The sequence below is a fragment of the Methanococcoides sp. AM1 genome, from assembly GCF_900774055.1.
Lineage (GTDB): Archaea > Halobacteriota > Methanosarcinia > Methanosarcinales > Methanosarcinaceae > Methanococcoides.
The window spans coordinates 113,993-134,028 of record NZ_CAAGSW010000004.1; the positions used below are offsets into that span (position 1 = coordinate 113,993).

27 protein-coding genes are annotated in these 20,036 nt (G+C 41.8%); 8 read left to right on the forward strand and 19 right to left on the reverse strand.

Annotated elements, in window-relative coordinates:
* Positions 1-33 precede the first annotated feature (33 nt).
* Positions 34-273 carry a hypothetical protein gene (locus E7X57_RS07615; RefSeq protein WP_135612279.1) on the reverse strand — a complete coding sequence of 80 codons (240 nt, stop codon included), beginning with the start codon at positions 271-273 and terminating at the stop codon, positions 34-36.
* A 144-nt stretch (positions 274-417) separates the two neighbouring features.
* On the opposite strand from E7X57_RS07615, the gene E7X57_RS07620 reads away from it, so the two are divergent.
* Entirely contained in the window at positions 418-927 is a 510-nt protein-coding gene (locus tag E7X57_RS07620) for a shikimate kinase (RefSeq protein ID WP_135612281.1), read from the forward strand.
* Positions 928-955: 28 nt separating this feature from the next.
* Here the strand turns inward: E7X57_RS07620 and E7X57_RS07625 are convergent, their stop codons facing one another.
* From E7X57_RS07625 to E7X57_RS07670, 11 genes are all read right to left on the reverse strand, one after another.
* Positions 956-2,317 (reverse strand): PFL family protein, encoded by a 1,362-nt coding sequence (locus tag E7X57_RS07625; protein WP_135612283.1) that lies wholly within the window; start codon positions 2,315-2,317, stop codon positions 956-958.
* 14 nt (positions 2,318-2,331) lie between these two features.
* Complete coding sequence (locus E7X57_RS07630) at positions 2,332-2,610, reverse strand: ACT domain-containing protein (RefSeq protein ID WP_135612285.1); 279 nt, start codon at positions 2,608-2,610, stop codon at positions 2,332-2,334.
* 210 nt (positions 2,611-2,820) lie between these two features.
* On the reverse strand, positions 2,821-3,267 hold the full coding sequence (locus tag E7X57_RS07635) for a hypothetical protein (protein ID WP_244603638.1): 447 nt from the start codon (positions 3,265-3,267) through the stop codon (positions 2,821-2,823).
* A 143-nt stretch (positions 3,268-3,410) separates the two neighbouring features.
* On the reverse strand, positions 3,411-4,352 hold the full coding sequence (locus tag E7X57_RS07640; protein WP_371413180.1) for a calcium/sodium antiporter: 942 nt from the start codon (positions 4,350-4,352) through the stop codon (positions 3,411-3,413).
* A gap of 47 nt (positions 4,353-4,399) precedes the next feature.
* A complete protein-coding gene (locus tag E7X57_RS07645; RefSeq protein WP_135612290.1) occupies positions 4,400-4,840 on the reverse strand; it encodes a universal stress protein in 441 nt (146 codons plus the stop codon).
* A 52-nt stretch (positions 4,841-4,892) separates the two neighbouring features.
* The gene (locus E7X57_RS07650; RefSeq protein ID WP_135612292.1) at positions 4,893-5,417 is read right to left on the reverse strand and encodes a VIT1/CCC1 transporter family protein; all 525 of its coding nucleotides are present in this window, start codon (positions 5,415-5,417) and stop codon (positions 4,893-4,895) included.
* Between the two features lie 512 nt (positions 5,418-5,929).
* Positions 5,930-6,100 (reverse strand): hypothetical protein, encoded by a 171-nt coding sequence (locus E7X57_RS12490; RefSeq protein ID WP_167880937.1) that lies wholly within the window; start codon positions 6,098-6,100, stop codon positions 5,930-5,932.
* 15 nt (positions 6,101-6,115) lie between these two features.
* Entirely contained in the window at positions 6,116-6,529 is a 414-nt protein-coding gene (locus tag E7X57_RS07655; RefSeq protein ID WP_135612294.1) for a hypothetical protein, read from the reverse strand.
* A 58-nt stretch (positions 6,530-6,587) separates the two neighbouring features.
* Positions 6,588-6,908, reverse strand: a complete 321-nt coding sequence (locus E7X57_RS07660; protein ID WP_135612297.1) for a hypothetical protein — start codon at positions 6,906-6,908, stop codon at positions 6,588-6,590.
* 530 nt (positions 6,909-7,438) lie between these two features.
* Complete coding sequence (locus E7X57_RS07665; RefSeq protein WP_135612299.1) at positions 7,439-8,143, reverse strand: phosphoribosyltransferase; 705 nt, start codon at positions 8,141-8,143, stop codon at positions 7,439-7,441.
* A 226-nt stretch (positions 8,144-8,369) separates the two neighbouring features.
* Entirely contained in the window at positions 8,370-8,657 is a 288-nt protein-coding gene (locus E7X57_RS07670; protein ID WP_135612302.1) for a metal-sulfur cluster assembly factor, read from the reverse strand.
* Between the two features lie 115 nt (positions 8,658-8,772).
* On the opposite strand from E7X57_RS07670, the gene E7X57_RS07675 reads away from it, so the two are divergent.
* Entirely contained in the window at positions 8,773-9,114 is a 342-nt protein-coding gene (locus tag E7X57_RS07675; RefSeq protein WP_135612304.1) for a PRC-barrel domain-containing protein, read from the forward strand.
* An 82-nt stretch (positions 9,115-9,196) separates the two neighbouring features.
* Complete coding sequence (locus E7X57_RS07680) at positions 9,197-9,562, forward strand: hypothetical protein (RefSeq protein WP_135612306.1); 366 nt, start codon at positions 9,197-9,199, stop codon at positions 9,560-9,562.
* A gap of 471 nt (positions 9,563-10,033) precedes the next feature.
* Here the strand turns inward: E7X57_RS07680 and E7X57_RS07690 are convergent, their stop codons facing one another.
* Positions 10,034-10,474 (reverse strand): universal stress protein, encoded by a 441-nt coding sequence (locus tag E7X57_RS07690; RefSeq protein WP_135612311.1) that lies wholly within the window; start codon positions 10,472-10,474, stop codon positions 10,034-10,036.
* Between the two features lie 580 nt (positions 10,475-11,054).
* Positions 11,055-12,122 carry a glycosyltransferase family 4 protein gene (locus tag E7X57_RS07695; protein ID WP_135612313.1) on the reverse strand — a complete coding sequence of 356 codons (1,068 nt, stop codon included), beginning with the start codon at positions 12,120-12,122 and terminating at the stop codon, positions 11,055-11,057.
* 263 nt (positions 12,123-12,385) lie between these two features.
* Here E7X57_RS07695 and E7X57_RS07700 point away from each other — a divergent pair, with 263 nt between their 5' ends.
* The 5 genes from E7X57_RS07700 to E7X57_RS07720 all read left to right on the forward strand — a co-directional run bounded on the left by E7X57_RS07700 (position 12,386) and on the right by E7X57_RS07720 (position 16,852).
* Positions 12,386-14,323, forward strand: a complete 1,938-nt coding sequence (locus E7X57_RS07700) for a glycoside hydrolase family 15 protein (protein WP_135612316.1) — start codon at positions 12,386-12,388, stop codon at positions 14,321-14,323.
* Between the two features lie 209 nt (positions 14,324-14,532).
* Positions 14,533-14,898 carry a hypothetical protein gene (locus tag E7X57_RS07705; RefSeq protein WP_135612318.1) on the forward strand — a complete coding sequence of 122 codons (366 nt, stop codon included), beginning with the start codon at positions 14,533-14,535 and terminating at the stop codon, positions 14,896-14,898.
* A gap of 326 nt (positions 14,899-15,224) precedes the next feature.
* Complete coding sequence (locus E7X57_RS07710; protein WP_135612320.1) at positions 15,225-15,500, forward strand: hypothetical protein; 276 nt, start codon at positions 15,225-15,227, stop codon at positions 15,498-15,500.
* Positions 15,501-15,634: 134 nt separating this feature from the next.
* The gene (locus tag E7X57_RS07715) at positions 15,635-16,273 is read left to right on the forward strand and encodes a MarC family protein (RefSeq protein ID WP_135612323.1); all 639 of its coding nucleotides are present in this window, start codon (positions 15,635-15,637) and stop codon (positions 16,271-16,273) included.
* Between the two features lie 141 nt (positions 16,274-16,414).
* Entirely contained in the window at positions 16,415-16,852 is a 438-nt protein-coding gene (locus E7X57_RS07720; RefSeq protein WP_135612325.1) for a hypothetical protein, read from the forward strand.
* 77 nt (positions 16,853-16,929) lie between these two features.
* On the opposite strand, the gene E7X57_RS07725 is transcribed toward E7X57_RS07720, so the two are convergent.
* From E7X57_RS07725 to E7X57_RS07745, 5 genes are all read right to left on the reverse strand, one after another.
* Positions 16,930-17,343 (reverse strand): response regulator, encoded by a 414-nt coding sequence (locus E7X57_RS07725; protein ID WP_135612327.1) that lies wholly within the window; start codon positions 17,341-17,343, stop codon positions 16,930-16,932.
* A 101-nt stretch (positions 17,344-17,444) separates the two neighbouring features.
* Positions 17,445-17,921 (reverse strand): class II SORL domain-containing protein, encoded by a 477-nt coding sequence (locus tag E7X57_RS07730; protein ID WP_135612329.1) that lies wholly within the window; start codon positions 17,919-17,921, stop codon positions 17,445-17,447.
* Positions 17,922-18,006: 85 nt separating this feature from the next.
* Positions 18,007-18,252 carry an AcrB/AcrD/AcrF family protein gene (locus E7X57_RS07735; RefSeq protein ID WP_135612331.1) on the reverse strand — a complete coding sequence of 82 codons (246 nt, stop codon included), beginning with the start codon at positions 18,250-18,252 and terminating at the stop codon, positions 18,007-18,009.
* Positions 18,253-18,264: 12 nt separating this feature from the next.
* Positions 18,265-18,528, reverse strand: coding sequence for a monomethylamine transporter (locus E7X57_RS07740; RefSeq protein WP_135612333.1), 264 nt, complete (start codon positions 18,526-18,528; stop codon positions 18,265-18,267).
* 15 nt (positions 18,529-18,543) lie between these two features.
* Positions 18,544-19,917, reverse strand: coding sequence for an APC family permease (locus tag E7X57_RS07745; RefSeq protein ID WP_135612335.1), 1,374 nt, complete (start codon positions 19,915-19,917; stop codon positions 18,544-18,546).
* Positions 19,918-20,036 lie beyond the last annotated feature (119 nt).

A 20,036-nucleotide genomic window follows, 5' to 3' on the forward strand; every position in this document is an offset into this window, starting at 1 on the left:
CATTTTTTCATTAGAATGCTAGTTGAATTCTTTTTAGCGTAAGAAGTCATATTTTTTGTTGAAAACATATGATTTAATTATGGATACCATGCCACTTTCGTGCTTAATGATATAATCCCCGGCTTTTCCATTCAGTGTTCCTTTAGGAGTTCTTACGCTAAAATCAGTGTCCATTCTTAATGCATGACCTACTGGCGTCTGTATTTTCTGCCCATTTGTAGATAGGTCTCCACCCAGACTTTCCTTTAACTGATCCACTTTGGATTCTCCCATATATAAAGGAAGTTCATTACGATATAAACTTAACTATGAATTAGTTTATATATCTAGATATATATTTACACTGGCATTTATTTTTGATGAAAATTATTTATTCGATCCTGATAATCTTTGAGCAAATCACAAATGAGTCAAAACATGAACATCACGCTTATTGGAATGTCAGGTGTGGGCAAGACCACAATTGGGAAGTTACTTTCAAAGAAACTGGGTTATGGTTTTGTTGATATCGACTCCCTCATTAAGAAAAAGATAGGTATGAGCCTGCAATCATTCATTGACAAATCCGGAGATAATGCCTTTCTTGAACTGGAGGAACAGGTTGTTCTTGATCTTGAACCCTCGGGAAATTGTATCATTGCAACAGGAGGCAGTATGATCTATTCTGAAGTTGCTATGGAGCACCTGAGGACACTCTCAACTATTGTTTATCTGGATGCCCCGTTTGGACGGATAGCTCGCAGGATCGATCCTTCTAAAAGAGGAGTTGTGGGTTTGAAGGAAAAAAGCCTGAAAGAGCTATATCATGAGCGTAAGGTGCTATATGAAAAATACCTGGATATTCACATTAAAATAGAGAAAGGCGAAAGGAAAAGTGCCATTGCGGACAGAATTATTGCTATCTGCTCCGAGAGAAATGGCAGCTGATCCGCGTTCCCATTATTTACGTTAAACATTAGTTCGTAAGTGCCTGTATAGGTGCTGGTATCCTTCCACCGCGCCCTATAAATTCCTCTGAGCTGAATTTAGATACGGCCATGACAGGTGCACGTCCCAGAAGTCCACCATACTCCACGCTGTCACCAACTTTTTTTCCCGGGGCAGGTATCAGGCGCACAGCAGTTGTCTTCTTGTTGATCATGCCAATGGCCATCTCATCTGCAATGATAGCAGAGATCGTGGAGGCACTTGTATCACCCGGAATAGCTATCATATCCAACCCCACAGAGCAGACACTTGTCATAGCTTCGAGCTTTTCAAGACTCAACGCACCGATCTCAACTGCATGTATCATACCAGCATCTTCACTTACCGGAATAAATGCACCGCTTAAGCCTCCGACATACGAGGATGCCATTGATCCACCTTTCTTCACGGCGTCATTAAGAAGTGCAAGGGCTGCTGTGGTCCCATGGGTCCCGCAGTTCTGAAGTCCCATTGCTTCAAGAATAGCAGCTACACTGTCACCGATCTCAGGTGTTGGGGCCAGGGACAGGTCAACAACACCGAACTCAACATTGAGACGACGGGAAACTTCCCTTCCGACCATCTCACCCATCCTTGTAATCTTAAAAGCTGTTTTCTTGATCGCTTCAGAGATCTCACCAAGGTTAGGGTCCTTAAGTTCCCTGATGGTAGAGTTCACGACTCCCGGACCGCTTACACCTACATTTATAACACAATCAGGTTCGCCTATACCGTGGAATGCACCAGCCATGAACGGATTGTCTTCCGGTGCATTGGCAAAGACAACAAGTTTTGCACAGCCGATCCCATCATCATCTTTTGTTGCTTCCGCGGTCTTTTTGATGATATCCCCCATCATTGCCACAGCATCCATATTGATACCTGCTTTTGTGGTAGCTACGTTTATGGATGCACAGACCTTCTTTGTAGTTGCAAGTGCCTGCGGAAGGGAATTGATAAGTTTTATGTCTCCAGGTGTTGCTCCTTTATGCACGAGGGCACTGAAACCGCCAATAAAATCGATTCCCACATCTTCTGCTGCACGGTCAAGTGTCTTTGCAATGGAAACATAATCATCTGAATCACAGCTTTCGGCAACGATGGCTATTGGAGTTACAGCTATGCGTTTGTTTATGATCGGGATGCCATAGAGATTCTGTATATCTTCTGTGGTCCTTACAAGTTCCTTTGCATAACCGGTGATCTTCTCATAGATCCTTTCATTAAAAACTTCAATATCATTGTGACAGCAACCACGAAGGTTGATACCCATTGTAACTGTGCGGATATCGAGGTTCTCCGCTTTGATCATATGGATGGTTTCCAGTATCTCTTCAGGATGTACAAGCATACGATATCCTCCTTTTAGATCCTGTGCATGAAGCGGAATGCATCCTCATGCTGGACACGCACTTCCACCCCAAGCTTTTCCCCTTCTTCAGACATTGCTTTCTGGAATGATGTCAGATCGAAGTTCTCATATTTTACACCTGCCAGCATTATCATGGTGAACAGGTCTTCCATAAGGGTCTGGCTAATGTCAACAATGTTTACATTGAAATCTGCCATCACCTTTGTGATATTAGCAACAATACCTATCTTGTCGATACCGATTACAGTGATTATGAAGCGGGTTGAGCTCATTTCTCTATCCTTCTATAAAGTGATTAGTTGAATGTGATGCTGAGCTATACTATGTGATGGATTATAGCTCTTTACCTTTTCTAAGGGAAATCGTCCAGGAGAACAAAAATATCAATTTAGTCCGGAGATCCATGAAGAAAGGAAAGATAATATGAAAAAACGTAAAAAAGGTGAATATTGCGGAAAATACCACATATTCACAAAGGCATATTATTGTTCATTCATGTCGAAGGTCATGACCTGTCCGTTCTCATCTGTGATGGTCATAACCCCATCGATGATTTTCATTTCTGATATGACATTGTCGGATGTATCGTAACTGGTCCAGATAACCATCTCAGCTTCTTCTGACCACAGGTATTCAATTTTAGCAATATCTTCTGTAACAGGTTCGATCTCGACGACTGCTTTGCATAGAGTCACTCCATTAATGACCTCGGTTCCGACGATCTCCATTTCCATGCTCTCACCGGTTTGTGGATTTGATGCTTGCCATGTAGTTCCCACAGGACACCATTCATTTTCAGCATCATCCGGTGATGTGACTGTGATCTCCACATCATCGTCTGTGTAGGTCGTTGTCTCAGTATCGTCACCAGAACATCCTGCAGCTACCATAGTGATAGCAATCAATAATATCAGCCATATTTTGCTCATTGTAATTCCCCATAATAAATTCAGTTTGTTAGGATTTAAGCATATCGAGAGGTACATTACTTTTTTGCCAGGATGTAGGAGAAAAGGTATAATGGATCTTAGACGAACAATATCCATTATAATGATCCGGTTTAGTACAATTCTCAATTATAGAATATGAAAAGACCTGCAATGTAGGCAAAATATGTGATAAGGATCACTCCACCTTCCCACCTGTCAAGCCGTTTTCTTGTTATTCCAAAGATGACCAGCATCAGCATAATGAGGATCATGACCGGGAAGTCATAGCTGATAGATTGATCGAGGATAGGAAGTGTGCGGATCTGTGATGAGAATCCCAGTATCATTGCAATGTCCATTGTGTTTGCACCAAGGATGTTGCCTATGGAGAGGTCCTGATGTCCTTTCAATGTTGCGGAAATAGCAGTTATGAGCTCTGGTAACGATGTCCCAAGGGCTACAAGTGTCAGTCCTATGATCATTTCAGGGATCCCCAGCCAGTATGCGATCTCAGTTCCTGTGTCTACAAGTACACGACTGCCAATAACCACACATGCTGAGCCAATTATGAAATAGAAAATGTCTGATCTCATTTCTTTCAGGGACAACTTTTCCCTCTTATTTTCCGGTCCGTCGAATATTGCAGACTGAAGTCGGTAGTTGTAGTAAAGGAAACCTACGAAAATAGCAAGCAGTATCAGACCATCAATTGATGTTAGATTGCCATCCAGTGTTAAAGCTATAAGCGTGAGTCCTGAAAAAAGCATGATGGCGCCTTTATGGAGGAAACCTTCATCTTCCAGGGGTATTGCTTTGATCGTTATGACCAATCCCAGTGCCAGGCCGATGTTACAGATAGCTGAGCCCACTGCATTCCCTATGGTGAGATCGGTGTGACCAATATATGCAGCTATTGCAGAAACGGTGAACTCGGGAGCAGTTGTGGCAAAACTTACAATTGTAGCCCCTATAAGGATCTTTGGGAGACCACTTTTTGTGGAAATGGATACTGCGGATTCGATGAACCAATCCGCTCCTTTAGTGATCAGAATAAGGCCTAACAGGAAAAGCAATAAAGTCGACATCACCATGGTCTACCCTATAGCTTTCCATTACATTTAAACTGAATGTGTCAGTCCTCGCTGGTGATAACAAGTACTGGCCCTACATCCGCTGCAATTATCCAGCGTGTGAGACTGCCAAGCGGATCTTTCCTCAGGGACTCGGATCCCATGACCGTAAGGTCTACTGATCTTTCTTCTGCGATCCTTATCAGGTCACCACCTATATCTTCGCTGCTGAGAACGATCCTTTCGGCTGAGATACCTGCTTTTGCAGCTTCGCTTAGTGCATATTCCATGTTAGCTTCGATGTTCTCTTTAACAACTGCCAGCATTTTCTCAGAAAGCTCTTTTGGAAAGATGGATTCAAGTTCCTTCTTTTTTTCCAGATAGACGATTATGAGATTGCCGCCTTCTTTTTCTGCAACATGAAGGGCGTGGTCGACACCTCTTTTTGACATTTGTGTCTCGTCTATTGGAACAAGGATGTTCCTGTATGCTATATCCCCCATAATGACAACTCCATTAATCTATTTGTATTCCATCTATTTACCGGATTCCCTTTTATTCAAGTCCGAGTAATGTAACAGCAGCAACGATCAGAATACCAAGCCCGACCATTCTCACAGAATGTTTTATGATACTTTGCTTTGCTATCTTCCCGGAATAGATCCCCAGTATGGCAAGAACAGAGATGCTTAATACGACAGCTATCTCAAGAGCCATCTCGTCAAAGAAATAGAATGGCGAGATCGGGACAAGGGATCCTAGAAAGCTTGACCCGCCATGAGCTATTGAATCGTTCCATATCTTCTTTTTTGTCCTGGCTTCGAGATCAGTTGATTCCAGACTCCTTAGTAATGGTTTTTCGAGTTCGGCCAGATTCCCGTATTCGACGGCACTCTCTGCAAGATATGATCCAATACCATTGGTCATGGCCAGTGCGACCGCACCACCAAGTGCTGCATTTATGATAATTGAAGGATCATCAACAACATGCGAGGTTCCAATTACCACACCAAGCACAGCCAGAAGACCATCGATACTACCCAGAATAATATATCGACCCTGTTCCTTATTAAGCTTCATATCAAATTTCTCTGCCGGATCTTTTAAACTTTTCTTTGTGATCAGAAGAGAACGGCCTGAGTAAACATTAGACCGAACACTTGATCATCAATACATTCGTCAATGCCCAAGGTGGACGAAATTGCTGACGAGTATATGATAGAGGACTGGTTTGATGACCAGGAATATTCTGATAGTACCCGTACCCGATATTTACATTGTATCTGTAAGTACATAGACTTTACGAAAAGTCACCAGAGGAACTTATTCGCGAAGCTGAGGACGATAACCGCAATGGTCTGATTCCCCGGGAGAGAAAGATCAAACAGTATATGATCAATTTCCACCAGTCCCTTGTCAAGGCTGACTATGCTCCCAAGACAATCGGCATATAGATGTCAGCTGTCAAGTCCTTCTACAGGAACTTCGATATCGACATTCCAAATCTTGGGAAATCAAAGCATGCAGTTCCACTTGAAAATCATAAGAACGCCCCGAGCAAGGAAGAGATCCGTTCAATCCTACCATTTGCATCACTCCGGAACAAAGCAATTGTACTGTGTGGATGCTCCGGAGGCCTCGGTACGAGTGAGATCATTAATCTGACTGTGGTCACTGAATACGGTCTTGTGTACCAGCGTGTTTATTGCAATGTCGTGGTAATCGACTTGCTTACAGTGAGAGCAGCGTGTGCGGACATACATGATTTCGCCTTTAAATTACACATCCTCAATGTATGGTATATACAGACATCTACAGAACCCCTCTCCATTTTCATTCGGATTGTGATTGCAGTTTTTATGTGGGATAGGCATCTTTTCAAATGCTTCTTCAATTGTAACTACCATACCCTCAAATACACGACATACTTTACATGATTGGGATCCTGCAGCAAGTATTTCCACTCTGTAGATACCATTTTTTTGATGATTTAGCAATTGAAATCGTGCCGATTCTTGGAGTGTCGGGAAAAACTCTTCGTTGTTTTCATAGAGTTCCCTCGCTTTTTGAAAGTACATCATCGATTCGGTATGCAAAGCTTTTATGTTTGAATATTGATCAATTGTATTCGAACGTTTTTGCTTTGGTTTTTCTTCCAAAGTTTTTCCTTTCAAAAAATCAAAGAGCCCCATGCTACCCTTCCGCTTATATCGATTGTTAGTACCCTATCCTTCAATTTTCGAGAGAACTTTATTTTTGTTCTAATTGTTTTTCTGCCCATAACATGGTTGCCTTACCAATCATTTCAGACCAGTTGTCAAACGAAGTATTATCCCTGATGTACTCATTGAATTTTTCATCGTTTTTATCGATATCTGAATAAGCAAGACCGATAAGTCCTTCACAGGCATCTATAAGTTCTTGGACAGTAACAAATCCAAAAAACGTGTATATTCTCATGAACGATTCATCTAATAATTCATCAAGTGGTACTTTAGCTGCAATTTTTTTCTGAAGCTCTTCTAATTCGTTGTGTAGCTTAACAACCTCAACAACGTCAGATTCGACCATAAAATCACTCCCCTGTTTTATCATTTGTTTTGATTTCGGTAAAGGCGAATTCACTCTTCAATAAATCAAATAACCCCCATACAATCTCCTCTTTTATGATTTATTGTTTATGAAGTTGTTTGTTGTTCTATTAAATACAAATGCTGTCTATCAGGACAGTACACGAAGCAGAATACCCAAGAGTGATAAGCCGTTTACTCTCAATACTCATGTGAGGGGATGGCTGGGAACAGAAAGTTTCTGTTGATGATAGAGTTTGCAAAGTTATGGAGAAACAGAATGTAGAGGTGAGTTCCAAAAGGCCAAGAATTCAAATGTGGGAATCGAATTGAAGATATCCTTAAAGAACTCCCCAATGCGACATATGTTTTTTTGCTTATATATCCATCCATAACGAGCAACGAAAATGTTAGGCAAATGATTTCTACAGAGTCCATTTAATATTTTGCAATTCAGGATGTGAAAATTATATACGTTTCTGACTTGTCTTTTATACAAATCAAAGCACCTGCAATCCACTTAGCCACAGTTTACTTCGAAACGTTTGCTTTTCTCCATAGTATATTCCCTTTATCATCAATCCACTCTATACGTCCCCTTTCCTTCAAGTCTTCAAGTATTTCTGTCAGATCCGATCGTTTTATAGTTATACTGTAGCAGGCATCAAATTCATTACAAATTTGCTTGGGGGTTAAAGTCCTGTCAGCAATTATATTTTCGGTAAATCCTGTGAGAACTTCATAAGCAGCCCATGGGTAAACGATCCAGCGCCATTTAACTATTTTTTTGGCATAATAATCCGGAACGAAATCCGAACATATTTTGTGCTGGAGAACCCCCGTTTTGATCTCTGCCGGTTTAAGGGGTTTCAGGTATTCTACGGCAAGACTTAGTGTTTTACCCGTATCGGTAACATCATCCACAACAAGGATCTTTTTACCATGAATATCGATAGACAGTGGGAACTTGAGCTTTACAGTCTCTTGAATATCTGCAGCTCTTTTGTAGTGCTCGATCTTTATTGACGTTAAGTCATCAAAAAGTAGAAAATCGCACACTAACCTGGCAGGCACATAGCCACCTCTGCCTATCGCAATTATGATGTCAGGAAAATATCCAGAACCTTTTATTTTGTTAGCAAGTGTCTTAGCAAGGCTGTGTACTTCTCTAAAACCTATCAAATCACATTTAAATGCGTTACGATTAGCAGGTGGATATTTATTCGCAGCTGCCATTGATATAGAATCATTTCTCATTCTGTAAAAACGTTTCGAGTATTGATTTTTATATTTAGTTTCAGCCATGCATGATGGTCAAAACCATCTTTTTTCATCCAGAATATCTTCAAGGATTTGAAGAAAATAAAGGGTATTGAGCCGGTACTCATGTTCATGGAAAGGGGATTGTGACGGTTCCTGAACTTTCCTTTTTATGTGGCTTCCAATGACCATTATTTAATTCTCAGTCGTTTTTTACTTCTTTTGATATGCGATCAGGTGTCCATGGGGGATCCCATACCAACTCGATTTCAGCCTTCTTTATCCCGTCAATCGATTCAACCTTCTGCTTGACATTATCCAGAATCACTGCATACATCGGGCAGCTTGGCGTTGTCAGGGTCATTTTTATATTGGCTTGGTCGCCTTCAACATCTACATTGTACACTAACCCAAGGTCCACGATATTGATCGGAATCTCGGGATCGTAGCATTTCTTAAGAACTTTCATCACGTCTTCTTTAGTGATCATAGTCATACACTCCTCATCCTGCACTTTATGATAATAACTAAATAGTTTCATCTTGAATAATATAACGGGCATAACAAATGCTCATCGAATTCGTTTAACGGGGGTTAATTCGAATATGACAAAACCGAAAATGCTATCAGTAGAAACTATAGAAAGGGATCCTATAAAGGATGCAGAAGGAAAAGAAATTGGGAATTTCGTAGACTTTATGATAGACTTGGAGCAAAATTGTATTCCATACGTCATTGTGTCGCTTAAAAGTAGAGATGGATATGTTGGCATTCCGTGGGGAGTTTTCAAATTGGGGGAAAAACACAGTTTTATTCTGGATGTTGCTAGCTCCACGCTGGATAGTGCACCGGGTTTTTCAGAAGAGAAATGGCCTGATATATCTACTCGCGAATACGAAGAAAAGATTTACAAGCACTTTGGCTGTCCGTTGTGTGTGAGTTGCTAAATAACATCAATTTTGTATTACAGGGACATCATGTAACGGTTCCTGAACTTTCCTTTTTATACTCAAGACTTAACTTCCTCATGTGTCTATCCTCCGATCATCCACAGAACTTGATCTTGAAACAATCGATCAGAATATCGACATCATTATTTCCAAACTCGATACTCAGCAGACTGAATCTATGTCTAAGTGGATAGCAGTTGCCTTCGTAGCAGGCTCAAATCCAATCACTGTGCCGTTATACCCCGATGACAAGGAACTATCAGACCAGCAGGAACGTGCTATCAAGAAACTGTCAGCTGAACACTTCGGATACATCATGGAATTCAATTACAGATGGGTGAACAGCTCAAAGACAAAGCTCGGGATATCCTACGAGACAATGGTGGATACAAAGAAATCGCGAACTATACCAAGCAGGTCCTGGACGGTCAAGAGAAGGTTGTGATCAACAATGTTGACAAGACTCGGAAGATTGTCCAAGTTGGTAAGGATGACACTCTACGCGAAGTCGAGAAGGTCATAACAAAACAATACGTCACCACCGTAGGCAACTACGCAGATATGCTTGGACGAACTGCAACACACTCTGCCTAGGCTGAAGGTCGAGCTATAGGTCATCAGAAGATGGGATTTCATTTTTGGAGATATGTGGGAGCATTGGACTCTAGGACCCGTCCCAGCCACGCAAGCTTAGTTGGAAAAATGTTTGAGTATGGGACTGAACAATCAGATCTAGCTCTTCAGACCCTTCACGAACCCCATTGTCGTCACCGAAGTGTAGTCTTCTTCAATGATCCTGAGCTTGACACTCCTTACGAGTTTTTCGAAGAACAGAAGCGGAAAGCTGGACTGTACTGGGACGATGAGAAAGAGAAATGGATATTTGAAAATTAACAGATTTTCAGACTCCCACATGTCATCGCACAACCAGCACCGATACCTTGGAATGTCTAACAACATTTTCTGCTACACTACCGATTAAGAACCTCTTAATTCCCGTCAAACCAAGTGTGCCCATCACTATCAGGTCAATATCATTTTTCTCTGCATAATCGATGATCTCTTCAGCTGGTCTGCCTTTGAGCAATACAGATCCCACCTGAACTTCAACTTTCTTTCCAGCTTCTTCTACATATGCAGTTGCACGTTCTCCCCTATCAACTAATTTTTCTTCAATTTCCTTCGCCCAACTTATGCCCCTTCGTGCAACTAGGCCATACTCGTCAGAAACAACATATACTGCATAAACTTCAGCCCCAGTCCCTTTTGCAATTTCAATACCATAAGAAACTGCGTTTTTTGCATTATCTGAACCGTCGGTTGCAATCATAATTTTCTTACAGACATTCCCTTTCATCTTACCCCCTCCCCCTTTGTCCCATAATCTAATAGAAGTCGTTTATAGACTCATTTTGTAGCATTTTAATTCATGAGTCTTGATAAATACAATTTACACAACTAAAACTTATCCCAAATATTACTTTGGACACATCCTATAAAAGCGAGTTGTCAATTGAGATATAATATATAACCGTAACAATATTAAAATTTCATTTAAAATTGAGTAGAGGAGGCTTTCTTTTGTGACTGGATATACATGGGGAGGGGATTTCACCTCATATAAATATATCGTATGATTCGTTTATATGATTTTAAATTGAAATTAGCGAACTACTGTAATTGTTTTGAGTTTATTGTGCAGTTTCACTCCTCTACAATTCGATGATGGTTGTTTGTTGTGGTGGCTCTTCTATCGTTTGAGTACATTTCTGCTCTGAGATGCTTGTGTGTCAATCATATCTGGCTTGACATTAGGTGCGAGTGGGAGAGATTTATCTGGGTTTCAGATGCAACATAGAAAGAGTGATCTAGAGGCACATGTGTGAATCGAATCCATGATAGGCTAACATTGAGTACATCAAGAGCAGACTCTGGTTTTAATTAAGCACCTGCCGGTATACCTCCCCAGTCTTCTTTGCTATATCTTGCCAGTCAAAGTATGTTATCGCCCTCTCACGGCCCATTTTTCCCATCAGGCACCTCTTTTCTGGATCATGATATAATCTATCAATCGCTTCTGCGATATTTGCACCGCTTTCCGGCTCCACCAGAACCCCGGTCCGGTTGTGGTCAATGATGTCTGGTATCCCTCCAACCCGTGTCCCAATGCACGCGGTTTCACATGCCATGGCTTCCATGAGCACAATACCGAAAGGCTCGTAGATGCTTGGCAGCACGAACACGTCGGAGAGAGAGTATAATTTAATGAGTTCATGCTTCCCCACATGCGGAAGGCAGAGGATATGCTTGTCATGATATATATCCGGCTGGCCGACCATTACCAGCATTATCTCTGGGATGTCTTTCTGGAGCCTTCGCACGGCATCAACCAGATACATCACGCCCTTTTGTGGGTCATTCCTTCCAACAAACAGCACAACGAATCGGTTATCAAGTTTGTATTTTCTTTGGATGTCATCCGCATTTTGGTGTTTGAATGTCTCAGTATCCACACCGTTTGGAATAATCGTAATCTTATCATGTTCGATTCCAAATGTTTGCTCCAGTTCTTCTTGTATGGACTTTGATACTGCAATGAACCTGTCCACCATGGCCATCACATTTTTCTCCATCATAACACTAAGCCCGTCTGGCTTCGTTCTGTTGATATCTATACTGTGAACTGTCATCACCAGTGGCAGCCGGGTGCTCTGCTTTGATAATGCAGCAGCTAACTGGATCAACCCACCATGCGAGTGTAACAGATCCAGACTACCACCTGAAAACTGTTTCTTCACCATCGCAGCCACATTGATGTTGGTCAGTATCTTTTTATATACCGCACTGAAATTATTAGATGCCTGATAATGAAGTTCTGGTAGTCCGTGTACCCATACGTTTCGGACCAACGGTTCGTTCGATTCCTGTACATTGGATGTAAACACATGTATCTGATCATTTCCGATTGCAAGACTTTTGGTTAACTCACCTACATGGATGCCCACTCCACCAAAAAAATTTGGTGGATACTCATAAGAAAGGATTCCTATGTTCGCACCAGTGTCGGTCCTTTTTAGACTGAAATCCGTAATTATACCCCCACACTTTATCCCGTTATAGTATCACAGCCAATTAGGTATGTTGACCCTTTAAATTAGAACCCCCGATAATTTAATGGCGTCATTTCTCGTATCCCATAAAACAGGAAACTACTTTAGCTCATGATGTACATTTATACGTGAGAATCTACGTTAAAGGTGACGCTCAAATGCCTAAACCACTCGTTGTTGGAAACGGTTCACTGCTAGTGAATCTTGATATGAATGCAAGCATCCGGGACATGTACTTCCCCCATATTGGAAATGAGAACCATGTGAATGGACGACATTGTAGGATAGGGGTGAAAGTGGAAGGAAAAAACCTTGGTATGGTCTCTCTGATCGGCGATGATTGGAGCCACAAACTTGGTTACCAGAAAGATCGGTTGGTAACTGATAGCTACTATCGCAACGATCGTCTTGAAATTGAGTTGAAGCTTAACGAATGTGTACATCCTCATGAGAATGTATTCATTCGAAAGATAGCAATAACCAATACCGATACCATAGATGTGGACCTGAAGCTACTTTTCAGCCATGATATTGCCCTTTACGAGAACCCGAACGGTGATACGGCTATCTTTGACCCTGCATTGCAATCCATAATACATTATCAGGACTCGCGCTACTTCCTTATTAGTGGCTCACCATACTTTGACCAGTATGAAGTAGGTCCAAAAGGGACAGATGAATCTGGTACTATTAAGTCTGGAGAGCTTAACATGAACTCCATTCAGGTTGGGGCAGTGAAAAGTATAATAAGTTTCTCCCAGCATCTGGCAGCGGGAGAAACAAAAATAATATATTGCTGGATCGCAGTAGGGAAAACTTTCTTTGAAGTCAAGCGGCTCAATGAGCTTGTCCATAATACAACACCTGAAAAGATCATGAGTTATGTAGGACAGCACTCTTATTCATGGGTGAACAAGGAAAAGTACGATTTTTTTGATCTTCCGCCAAAAGTGGGAGACTTATTCAAACACAGTCTACTTATTATAAGATCGCAGATCGATAACGATGGCGCGATCATAGCTGCCAATGATAGTGATATTCTTGGAAGGTTCAACATGGATTCATACAGTTATATGTGGCCGCGAGACAGTGCATTTGTTGCCATGGCACTGGACATAACTCGTTACTCAGGGACTGCGCAAAAATTCTTTAAATACTGTCAAGTACTTCTCCATGATCACGGATATTTCCTGCAAAAATACAATCCTACAGGTACCCTTGCAAGTGGTTGGATGCCTTGGATAACAGCTGAGGGAAATATCCAACTTCCGATACAGGAAGATAGTACAGCACTTATTATCGTGGCTTTGTGGAATCATTATAAAATTACAAGATCTATCGAGAACATCGATTCGGCCTATCACTCAATGATAATACCAGCTGCCGAGTTCATGACCAAGTACAGGGATCCTTCTACTGGACTCCCAAAACCCAGTTATAATCTGTGGGAGGAAAAAAGAGCGGTTCACAGCTATACATGTTCGACAGTTTATGCGGGACTCATATGTGCTGCCAAGTTTGCAACAATGTATGGAGACACTAACCTTGCAGAAAGCTACAACAAGGCTGCCATGGAAATAAAATGGGGGATCGAGAATCACCTGTATGATAAGGAACTGGGACGGTTCTTGCGAAGCATCAACCCTAGGGATGAGACCGTAGATGCCAGTCTTTACGCCGTATCCCAGTTCGGGGTGCTCCCCCCCGACGATGCCAGAGTGGTTAGCACTATGAAAAGTATAGAAAACATACTGTCAGTGAAGACTGAGGTAGGAGGCATCGCTCGCTTCTATAAGGATAAATATCAAGAAGTTGCGCAATACGATCCGGAGATAATTCCAGGTAATCCTTGGTTCATATGTACCTTATGGGTAGCACAATGGTATATACAGATGGCAAAGAGTATCAGCGACCTGCAAAAAGCAAGGGAGATAATACTGTGGGTCACAGATAGAGCCACAGAGACCGGTATGCTGGCAGAGCAGCTGAATCCGTTTGATGGGAGTCCTTTAAGTGTGAGTCCTCTCACCTGGGCACATGCCACTTTTGTACTAACTGTCATGGCCTTTGTCGAGAAAGCAAAATCACTGGAGTAACGATAGAGTTAAGCATCGATTTCCGAGATTTAATGTAAATAAACTGGATATTGGAATATTATAATTGCTTTTAGGATTATTATTAAAGGATTGAATATTAGCGAACTGCTGACATTCTTGTTTATTTTTCAATTATTTGCATCTTACTATTTTCCAACTTTCCTTTTTATAAGCCGAATCTAGTCACTGATTTATGTACATATTAAGAGGTGATTGAAATTACTCAGGTTTCAGGTCAAAACCAGAAGTTTCTGAGAAAAGAGTTCGTAGTCGGTGAAGTATTCAAGATAATGGAGCCTCTGCATCCATTCCTTGAGATGCTTCCAAAGGTCAAGGCAGATGCACGTGCGGTATCCTACAAGCAGGAGACCGTGAGTGCATCCAGTGACACCAAGAAGAAGCCACGTACCAGGACACCAAGTGCAGCCTGGACTTATCTTGACATCACGCCAATGGAGATGAAATCTGGACTTCTGAACAAGAAAGGATTTGCCATCCGCATTGATGAAGATGCCATTGACTTCACAGATGGTGTGGACGAGATCAGGCGTGCTTACAACAAAGTAGCATTCTGACTTTCACATGATCACAATGATGATATTGCAACTGCTATCAAAGCTGCTGCTACAACGCCTGCCTGGACACCTGCAGCTGTCTGGAGCGATCCCTCTGCAATACCCGTAGACTATCTCATCCGGCTCGAGGAACAGATGGAACGTGAGGGATATCCATACAGGATGACTGACATCTTTTTACCAACAAGACCAAATGGTATGAGCTGAAGGGCTACCTCACCTCTGCGGACATTGATAAAACCAAACAGAAAGAGATCTACGGTACACCGACCATTACAGGCGATTCCATCAATATCCCAGTGATTGGGTCCGGCGTGCACAAGTTGATGTCCGGAATCGATGAAGGCTATGTTCTGGCACTTGACAAGAACAATCCTGCCGATACCATCTACTACAACAACAGTCCACGGTACTCAACTCAGAAGATCAGCTATCCGACTATTGTTGATGGTAGGAAGACCACCCGCACCGTGCCTAACTTCGGGTTCAACTTCAACCAGTACACGGACAACGAGACACATGACGTTATCATACAGTTCTGGTTTGACCAGGTCACTGTGGTCAAGGAACCGTATGCAGCACTGTATGACAACGGAATTTAAGAGGGAATTTGTTTTCCCTCTCTTTTTCTTATATTTTCAAGAATTTCGGTGGAATCACCAGTTTGTACTCTACATAATCTCAAGATGATATCACAATCGCATACTTTTTAATCAATATGCACTTGTATTAACAAATGGATGGTGTCGGGTATTTCATTTATTCTTTTATCAAATTATTTGTTATCGTAAGCCCTATTACCGGAGTAATTACTTTTATAACGCTGACCGATGGCCTGAGCCGAAGTGAAAAGAACTTAATTGCAAAGAAATCTGTTACATTGGCATTTGTTATTGCCTTATTCTTCCTTTTTACGGGAACCATTATTCTTGATATTCTTGGTATCAGTCTTGATTCACTGAAAGTTGCCGGTGGCATATTACTTTTAATGGTAGCTTTTGATATGACACATGCCAAGATCTCAAAACAAAACATTACTGATAAAGAGATAGATGCAGCCTATAAACGTGAAGATATCTGGATATTCCCAATTGCAATGCCTATCTTAACAGGTCCTGGTACCATAACAACAGCTATAGTTCTTACAGAAACTGCTGAAGTGGTTCAGCAAAAGTTTCTGATAATACTCGCATTGATACTAACTTATTCAATAGCCATGGTAACATTTCTCTTTTCGAGGAGAATACACAAAAAAATGGGATATAATGGAATGCTGGTACTTACAAGGCTATTCGGTCTGTTCCTGGGTGCGATCTCAGTAAGTATGGTCGCCAGTGGTATCTGGGGAATTTATTTGAGTCTGAATTCATTATAAATATGACTACAAATATCTTTTAGAATATTTAATGTTGACCTTTTAATAATGGTGACATTATCCATGATTTATTTTCTTTCACCAACAGTAATAATCATATTTCAACTTTCCATTTTATACTCCACTTCTAGTCACTGATACATGGCATATACAGCTATTACTCCAGGAGATTTCAGGAAAAGAGGTGGCACACTTGCTGAGAAGATATCAGCTGAGTTTGAATTCGTGGACGAAGAAATCGATGATCACAAATCCAAATTCGTGGTTCTGACAGCAGGCGTAGGCACACCAACCGCACTCGCAACTGCCGGCATTGATCTTGCAAGTGGATCAGACATCCAGATTTACGGTGCATTCGTAGCACCTGTAGACATCACACTTGTCAAAATGCATGACTACCTCACAGAAGCGTATGTCAAGGAGACGACCGATGCGAAGATCGAAGTGTACGATGGTGCTGGCACACCGACAAAATTAAGCGGTAATCGCATTAAAAATAAGGAGCACGATGTGGGAGCAGAAGCAAGGGGGTATCACAGCCAGTTGGCAAAAGTCCCTTCCGCTCCCAGTCCCATATAATGTATTGTTTCCTGACTTAATGCTGTTTAAGGTCGCGATTGACAGTAAGTTGAGTATAAAAAAAGATTAAATACAAATCATCCGACCATATCAAGGGCCATTTGCTTGAAGGCAGGACTCTTGGCCTTATGGAAGGCAGATTCTATAATATACTCTAATTCCTCATCCATAAAAGGCTTTTGAAGATAACCAACAGGATTTGCAATGGATGCTCTTGATCTTGTCTCCCTGGATGGATCTCCGGTAAGAAAGATAACTGGAACAATGTGTGACTTCAGAATTTCAGTTGCAGCATCAATGCCATCCATCTTTCCTTTCAGGTAAATATCTATGATAATAAGATCTGGCTTTTCCTCTTCAACCATTCTTATTGCATCTTCCCCGGATGTGGCATGTCCTGCAAACTTATATCCCATATCCAGAAGTTTAAGTTTGATCATCATGGCAACGATCATCTCGTCTTCCACTATGAGGATATTCTTTTCATTCATAGCTCCCACTCCCTAGAAAACAATATAAATCTAAAAAAATATGAAAATGCCAGAGATATTTCCGGCATTTCTGTAGATGTACCCCCATACATCATATTCATTTATTTTGCATGCCAGGCGCAGGATTTTCCTTCCTTAACCTTTTTTGACATGATCTCAACTTGCCTGACAGATTGCCAAAGGCCATGGACATTGCAGCTTGCTAATGCTTTAAGCTTCATTATCACAGCTTTTGTCCCACAGTCCCCACAAACGTTCACACCACGAATATGGCAGATCTCGAAGGCACGTATTCCAACGATCTCTTCTGTAGGTTCTACAGTGAATGTTGCTTCTGCTTTCTCATCGGAAGGTGAAAGCTCAACTCTTCCGACCTTCGTATCCCCCAGATACAGTTCAATCCACTCGATATAGTGGTCATCCTGCATTACGTGTGGGACTTCTCCGAGTCTCACAGTAACTTTAAATGAACCCTCTGCTGTCATCACATCTTCAGATTCGATAACAGGGAGATGCTTCATCTCGGTTTCCGTGATATTCTCCGGATCTTTCAGGTGGTTAATTACTTGTTCGGTCATAGAATCTCACCCCTTAATTCATTATATTATATAGTCTTTGAAAATATATAGTTGCCAGCAATTTGCTGACAACTATTTCTCATGTTCAGAACCTGTAATTCTTCACCGAGTGATACAGGATCACACCAAAGAACACAATTATTACAGCCAGGAGGCCGAAATATGAGACTGGATCCCATACGAACTGCATACCGCCTGTTCCTTCCCAACCTACAAGGACCGTTCCCTGAAGGATTACAGGAGTTACAACGCAGATACCTGCTAATATGAAGATGAACAGGATGTCCGCGATCTGCATGAACATGCTTCTTTCTTTTACTTCTTCAGCCATGTCTTTTCCTCCTCAGTCGTAATACTTAAAGTCGAACATGTGTTCCTTGATGGAATTGTAGACCCTCAGACATCCGATAGTCTCTATACCTATCAACAATAGGTAGAATACTATGTAGATCGGCCAGATCGTACCCAGTTCAGGAACTTCGCCCCAAAGAGTTGACAGGATATTGTAGACAATATACGTCTCCGAGAAGTATAGCAGTCCCAATACAACCAGGATCACTCCTGCGTCCTGCTTCAATTTGTTATGATATAATGCTTCATCTACCATTTTATCGCCTCCCGTTCATCTCCTGTGTGCAGGTTCAGGCCATCCAAGGTCTTCTCCCCAGTCGTGTTTTGCATCTATGCTTCTGTATCTCCACGAGAAGTAGAAGTATGCAACCACATAGAACACCAGTCCGAAGACGAGGTTGTAGCTGTAACCCCAGTTCAGTGTTGACATGATCACGATCGCAAGGAAGATCGTGAAGTATGCAAGATAAGGCTGTAGTGGTCCAACAAATGGACGTACTTTCTGCGTGTGTTCCGGGAACATCTTCCTGAAGCGTATCAGGGAGAATGGGATCATCACATAACATACCAATCCTGATGTGATCGAGAACGTAATGACCTGATCAAGGAAACCACTGAATGCAAATGCGATCGCAATTGGCATTGTAAAGATAACTGCTCTGTATGGAGTGTTGTATTTTGGGTGTACTGCTGAGAACCATGGTGTAAGGAAGTGGTCTCTTGAAAGAGCGAACCATGATCTTGATGAGTCACAGACAGTACCATTCGCACTTGCCAGACAGGTAAATAGTGTACCTATTGCAAGGAAAGCAACCAGGAACTTAACTCCACTTTGTGTTGCTGCTTCGTATAGTGGGTATGCAGAAACACCAAGCATCTCTGTTGGGATGAATCCTGCACAGACATAGAGTGTCATACCTGCTGCAAGCAACAGTGTGATCATACCAGCCTGCTGACCAAGAGGAACTGCTCTTGTTGGGTGCTTACATTCCTCAGCACACATTGCTGCTCCTTCAATACCCAGATAGAACCATGGACCGAACTGGAGTGCTGCAAAGATACCTATGAAACCATTTGGCATAGCACCGGAAATAAGATACTCAGGATGCCATGTTCCACCTACTCCGCTGATAGTCATAAAGAAAAATACTATAATAGCGATCAAAGCAGTGAAGGTTAAAGCAAAATTAAGGTTTAATGCCGCTACAACTCCACGATAATTCATAAATGTGAGTGCTGCGATAACGAGCAATGTGACCGGAAACGTTTGTATATCCGGGAATATCGATTCCGCTATCCATGCTACGACAATAGCATCGGCAGCTTCCAGAGCAATATATTCCATATAAACAGCAAGACCCACAATGGCCGCCGCACCCGGCCCTACGAATAATCTCGCCCAATCATAAGGTCCTCCTGCAAGTTTTGTGGATGAACCCAGTTCACTAGCGCATAATGCAACCATAATATACATGGTACCTGCAACCAGAAGTGCAAAGAGTGAACCGAGTATACCACCTTTTGCAACTGTGAAGTTCCAACCCATATATTCACCGACCAACACGATACCGACACCAAGTGCCCATACATGATATGGACGTAGCGTCTTTACCAGTTCGATCGGTTCATTCGAATTTTCAGACATTGATCCTCCTCCATCTTATCAATTTATTCATTGGATACTTTACTAGCGTTTAGCAACATCCAACCTATTAAGGCAAAGGCTATGAGGTAGATAACCCCGTTTATTAAAGTCCACATATC

Excerpts from the sequence above, each read along its gene's own strand:
- E7X57_RS07615 (WP_135612279.1), bottom strand. The coding sequence starts at position 273 with ATGGGAGAATCCAAAGTGGATCAGTTAAAGGAAAGTCTGGGTGGAGAC.
- E7X57_RS07620 (WP_135612281.1), top strand. The coding sequence starts at position 418 with ATGAACATCACGCTTATTGGAATGTCAGGTGTGGGCAAGACCACAATT.
- E7X57_RS07625 (WP_135612283.1), bottom strand. The coding sequence starts at position 2,317 with ATGCTTGTACATCCTGAAGAGATACTGGAAACCATCCATATGATCAAA.
- E7X57_RS07630 (WP_135612285.1), bottom strand. The coding sequence starts at position 2,610 with ATGAGCTCAACCCGCTTCATAATCACTGTAATCGGTATCGACAAGATA.
- E7X57_RS07635 (WP_244603638.1), bottom strand. The coding sequence starts at position 3,267 with ATGAGCAAAATATGGCTGATATTATTGATTGCTATCACTATGGTAGCT.
- E7X57_RS07640 (WP_371413180.1), bottom strand. The coding sequence starts at position 4,352 with ATGTCGACTTTATTGCTTTTCCTGTTAGGCCTTATTCTGATCACTAAA.
- E7X57_RS07645 (WP_135612290.1), bottom strand. The coding sequence starts at position 4,840 with ATGGGGGATATAGCATACAGGAACATCCTTGTTCCAATAGACGAGACA.
- E7X57_RS07650 (WP_135612292.1), bottom strand. The coding sequence starts at position 5,417 with ATGAAGCTTAATAAGGAACAGGGTCGATATATTATTCTGGGTAGTATC.
- E7X57_RS12490 (WP_167880937.1), bottom strand. The coding sequence starts at position 6,100 with ATGTATGTCCGCACACGCTGCTCTCACTGTAAGCAAGTCGATTACCAC.
- E7X57_RS07655 (WP_135612294.1), bottom strand. The coding sequence starts at position 6,529 with ATGGGGCTCTTTGATTTTTTGAAAGGAAAAACTTTGGAAGAAAAACCA.
- E7X57_RS07660 (WP_135612297.1), bottom strand. The coding sequence starts at position 6,908 with ATGGTCGAATCTGACGTTGTTGAGGTTGTTAAGCTACACAACGAATTA.
- E7X57_RS07665 (WP_135612299.1), bottom strand. The coding sequence starts at position 8,143 with ATGGCAGCTGCGAATAAATATCCACCTGCTAATCGTAACGCATTTAAA.
- E7X57_RS07670 (WP_135612302.1), bottom strand. The coding sequence starts at position 8,657 with ATGATCACTAAAGAAGACGTGATGAAAGTTCTTAAGAAATGCTACGAT.
- E7X57_RS07675 (WP_135612304.1), top strand. The coding sequence starts at position 8,773 with ATGACAAAACCGAAAATGCTATCAGTAGAAACTATAGAAAGGGATCCT.
- E7X57_RS07690 (WP_135612311.1), bottom strand. The coding sequence starts at position 10,474 with ATGAAAGGGAATGTCTGTAAGAAAATTATGATTGCAACCGACGGTTCA.
- E7X57_RS07700 (WP_135612316.1), top strand. The coding sequence starts at position 12,386 with ATGCCTAAACCACTCGTTGTTGGAAACGGTTCACTGCTAGTGAATCTT.
- E7X57_RS07710 (WP_135612320.1), top strand. The coding sequence starts at position 15,225 with ATGTCCGGAATCGATGAAGGCTATGTTCTGGCACTTGACAAGAACAAT.
- E7X57_RS07715 (WP_135612323.1), top strand. The coding sequence starts at position 15,635 with ATGGATGGTGTCGGGTATTTCATTTATTCTTTTATCAAATTATTTGTT.
- E7X57_RS07720 (WP_135612325.1), top strand. The coding sequence starts at position 16,415 with ATGGCATATACAGCTATTACTCCAGGAGATTTCAGGAAAAGAGGTGGC.
- E7X57_RS07725 (WP_135612327.1), bottom strand. The coding sequence starts at position 17,343 with ATGAATGAAAAGAATATCCTCATAGTGGAAGACGAGATGATCGTTGCC.
- E7X57_RS07730 (WP_135612329.1), bottom strand. The coding sequence starts at position 17,921 with ATGACCGAACAAGTAATTAACCACCTGAAAGATCCGGAGAATATCACG.
- E7X57_RS07735 (WP_135612331.1), bottom strand. The coding sequence starts at position 18,252 with ATGGCTGAAGAAGTAAAAGAAAGAAGCATGTTCATGCAGATCGCGGAC.
- E7X57_RS07740 (WP_135612333.1), bottom strand. The coding sequence starts at position 18,528 with ATGGTAGATGAAGCATTATATCATAACAAATTGAAGCAGGACGCAGGA.
- E7X57_RS07745 (WP_135612335.1), bottom strand. The coding sequence starts at position 19,917 with ATGTCTGAAAATTCGAATGAACCGATCGAACTGGTAAAGACGCTACGT.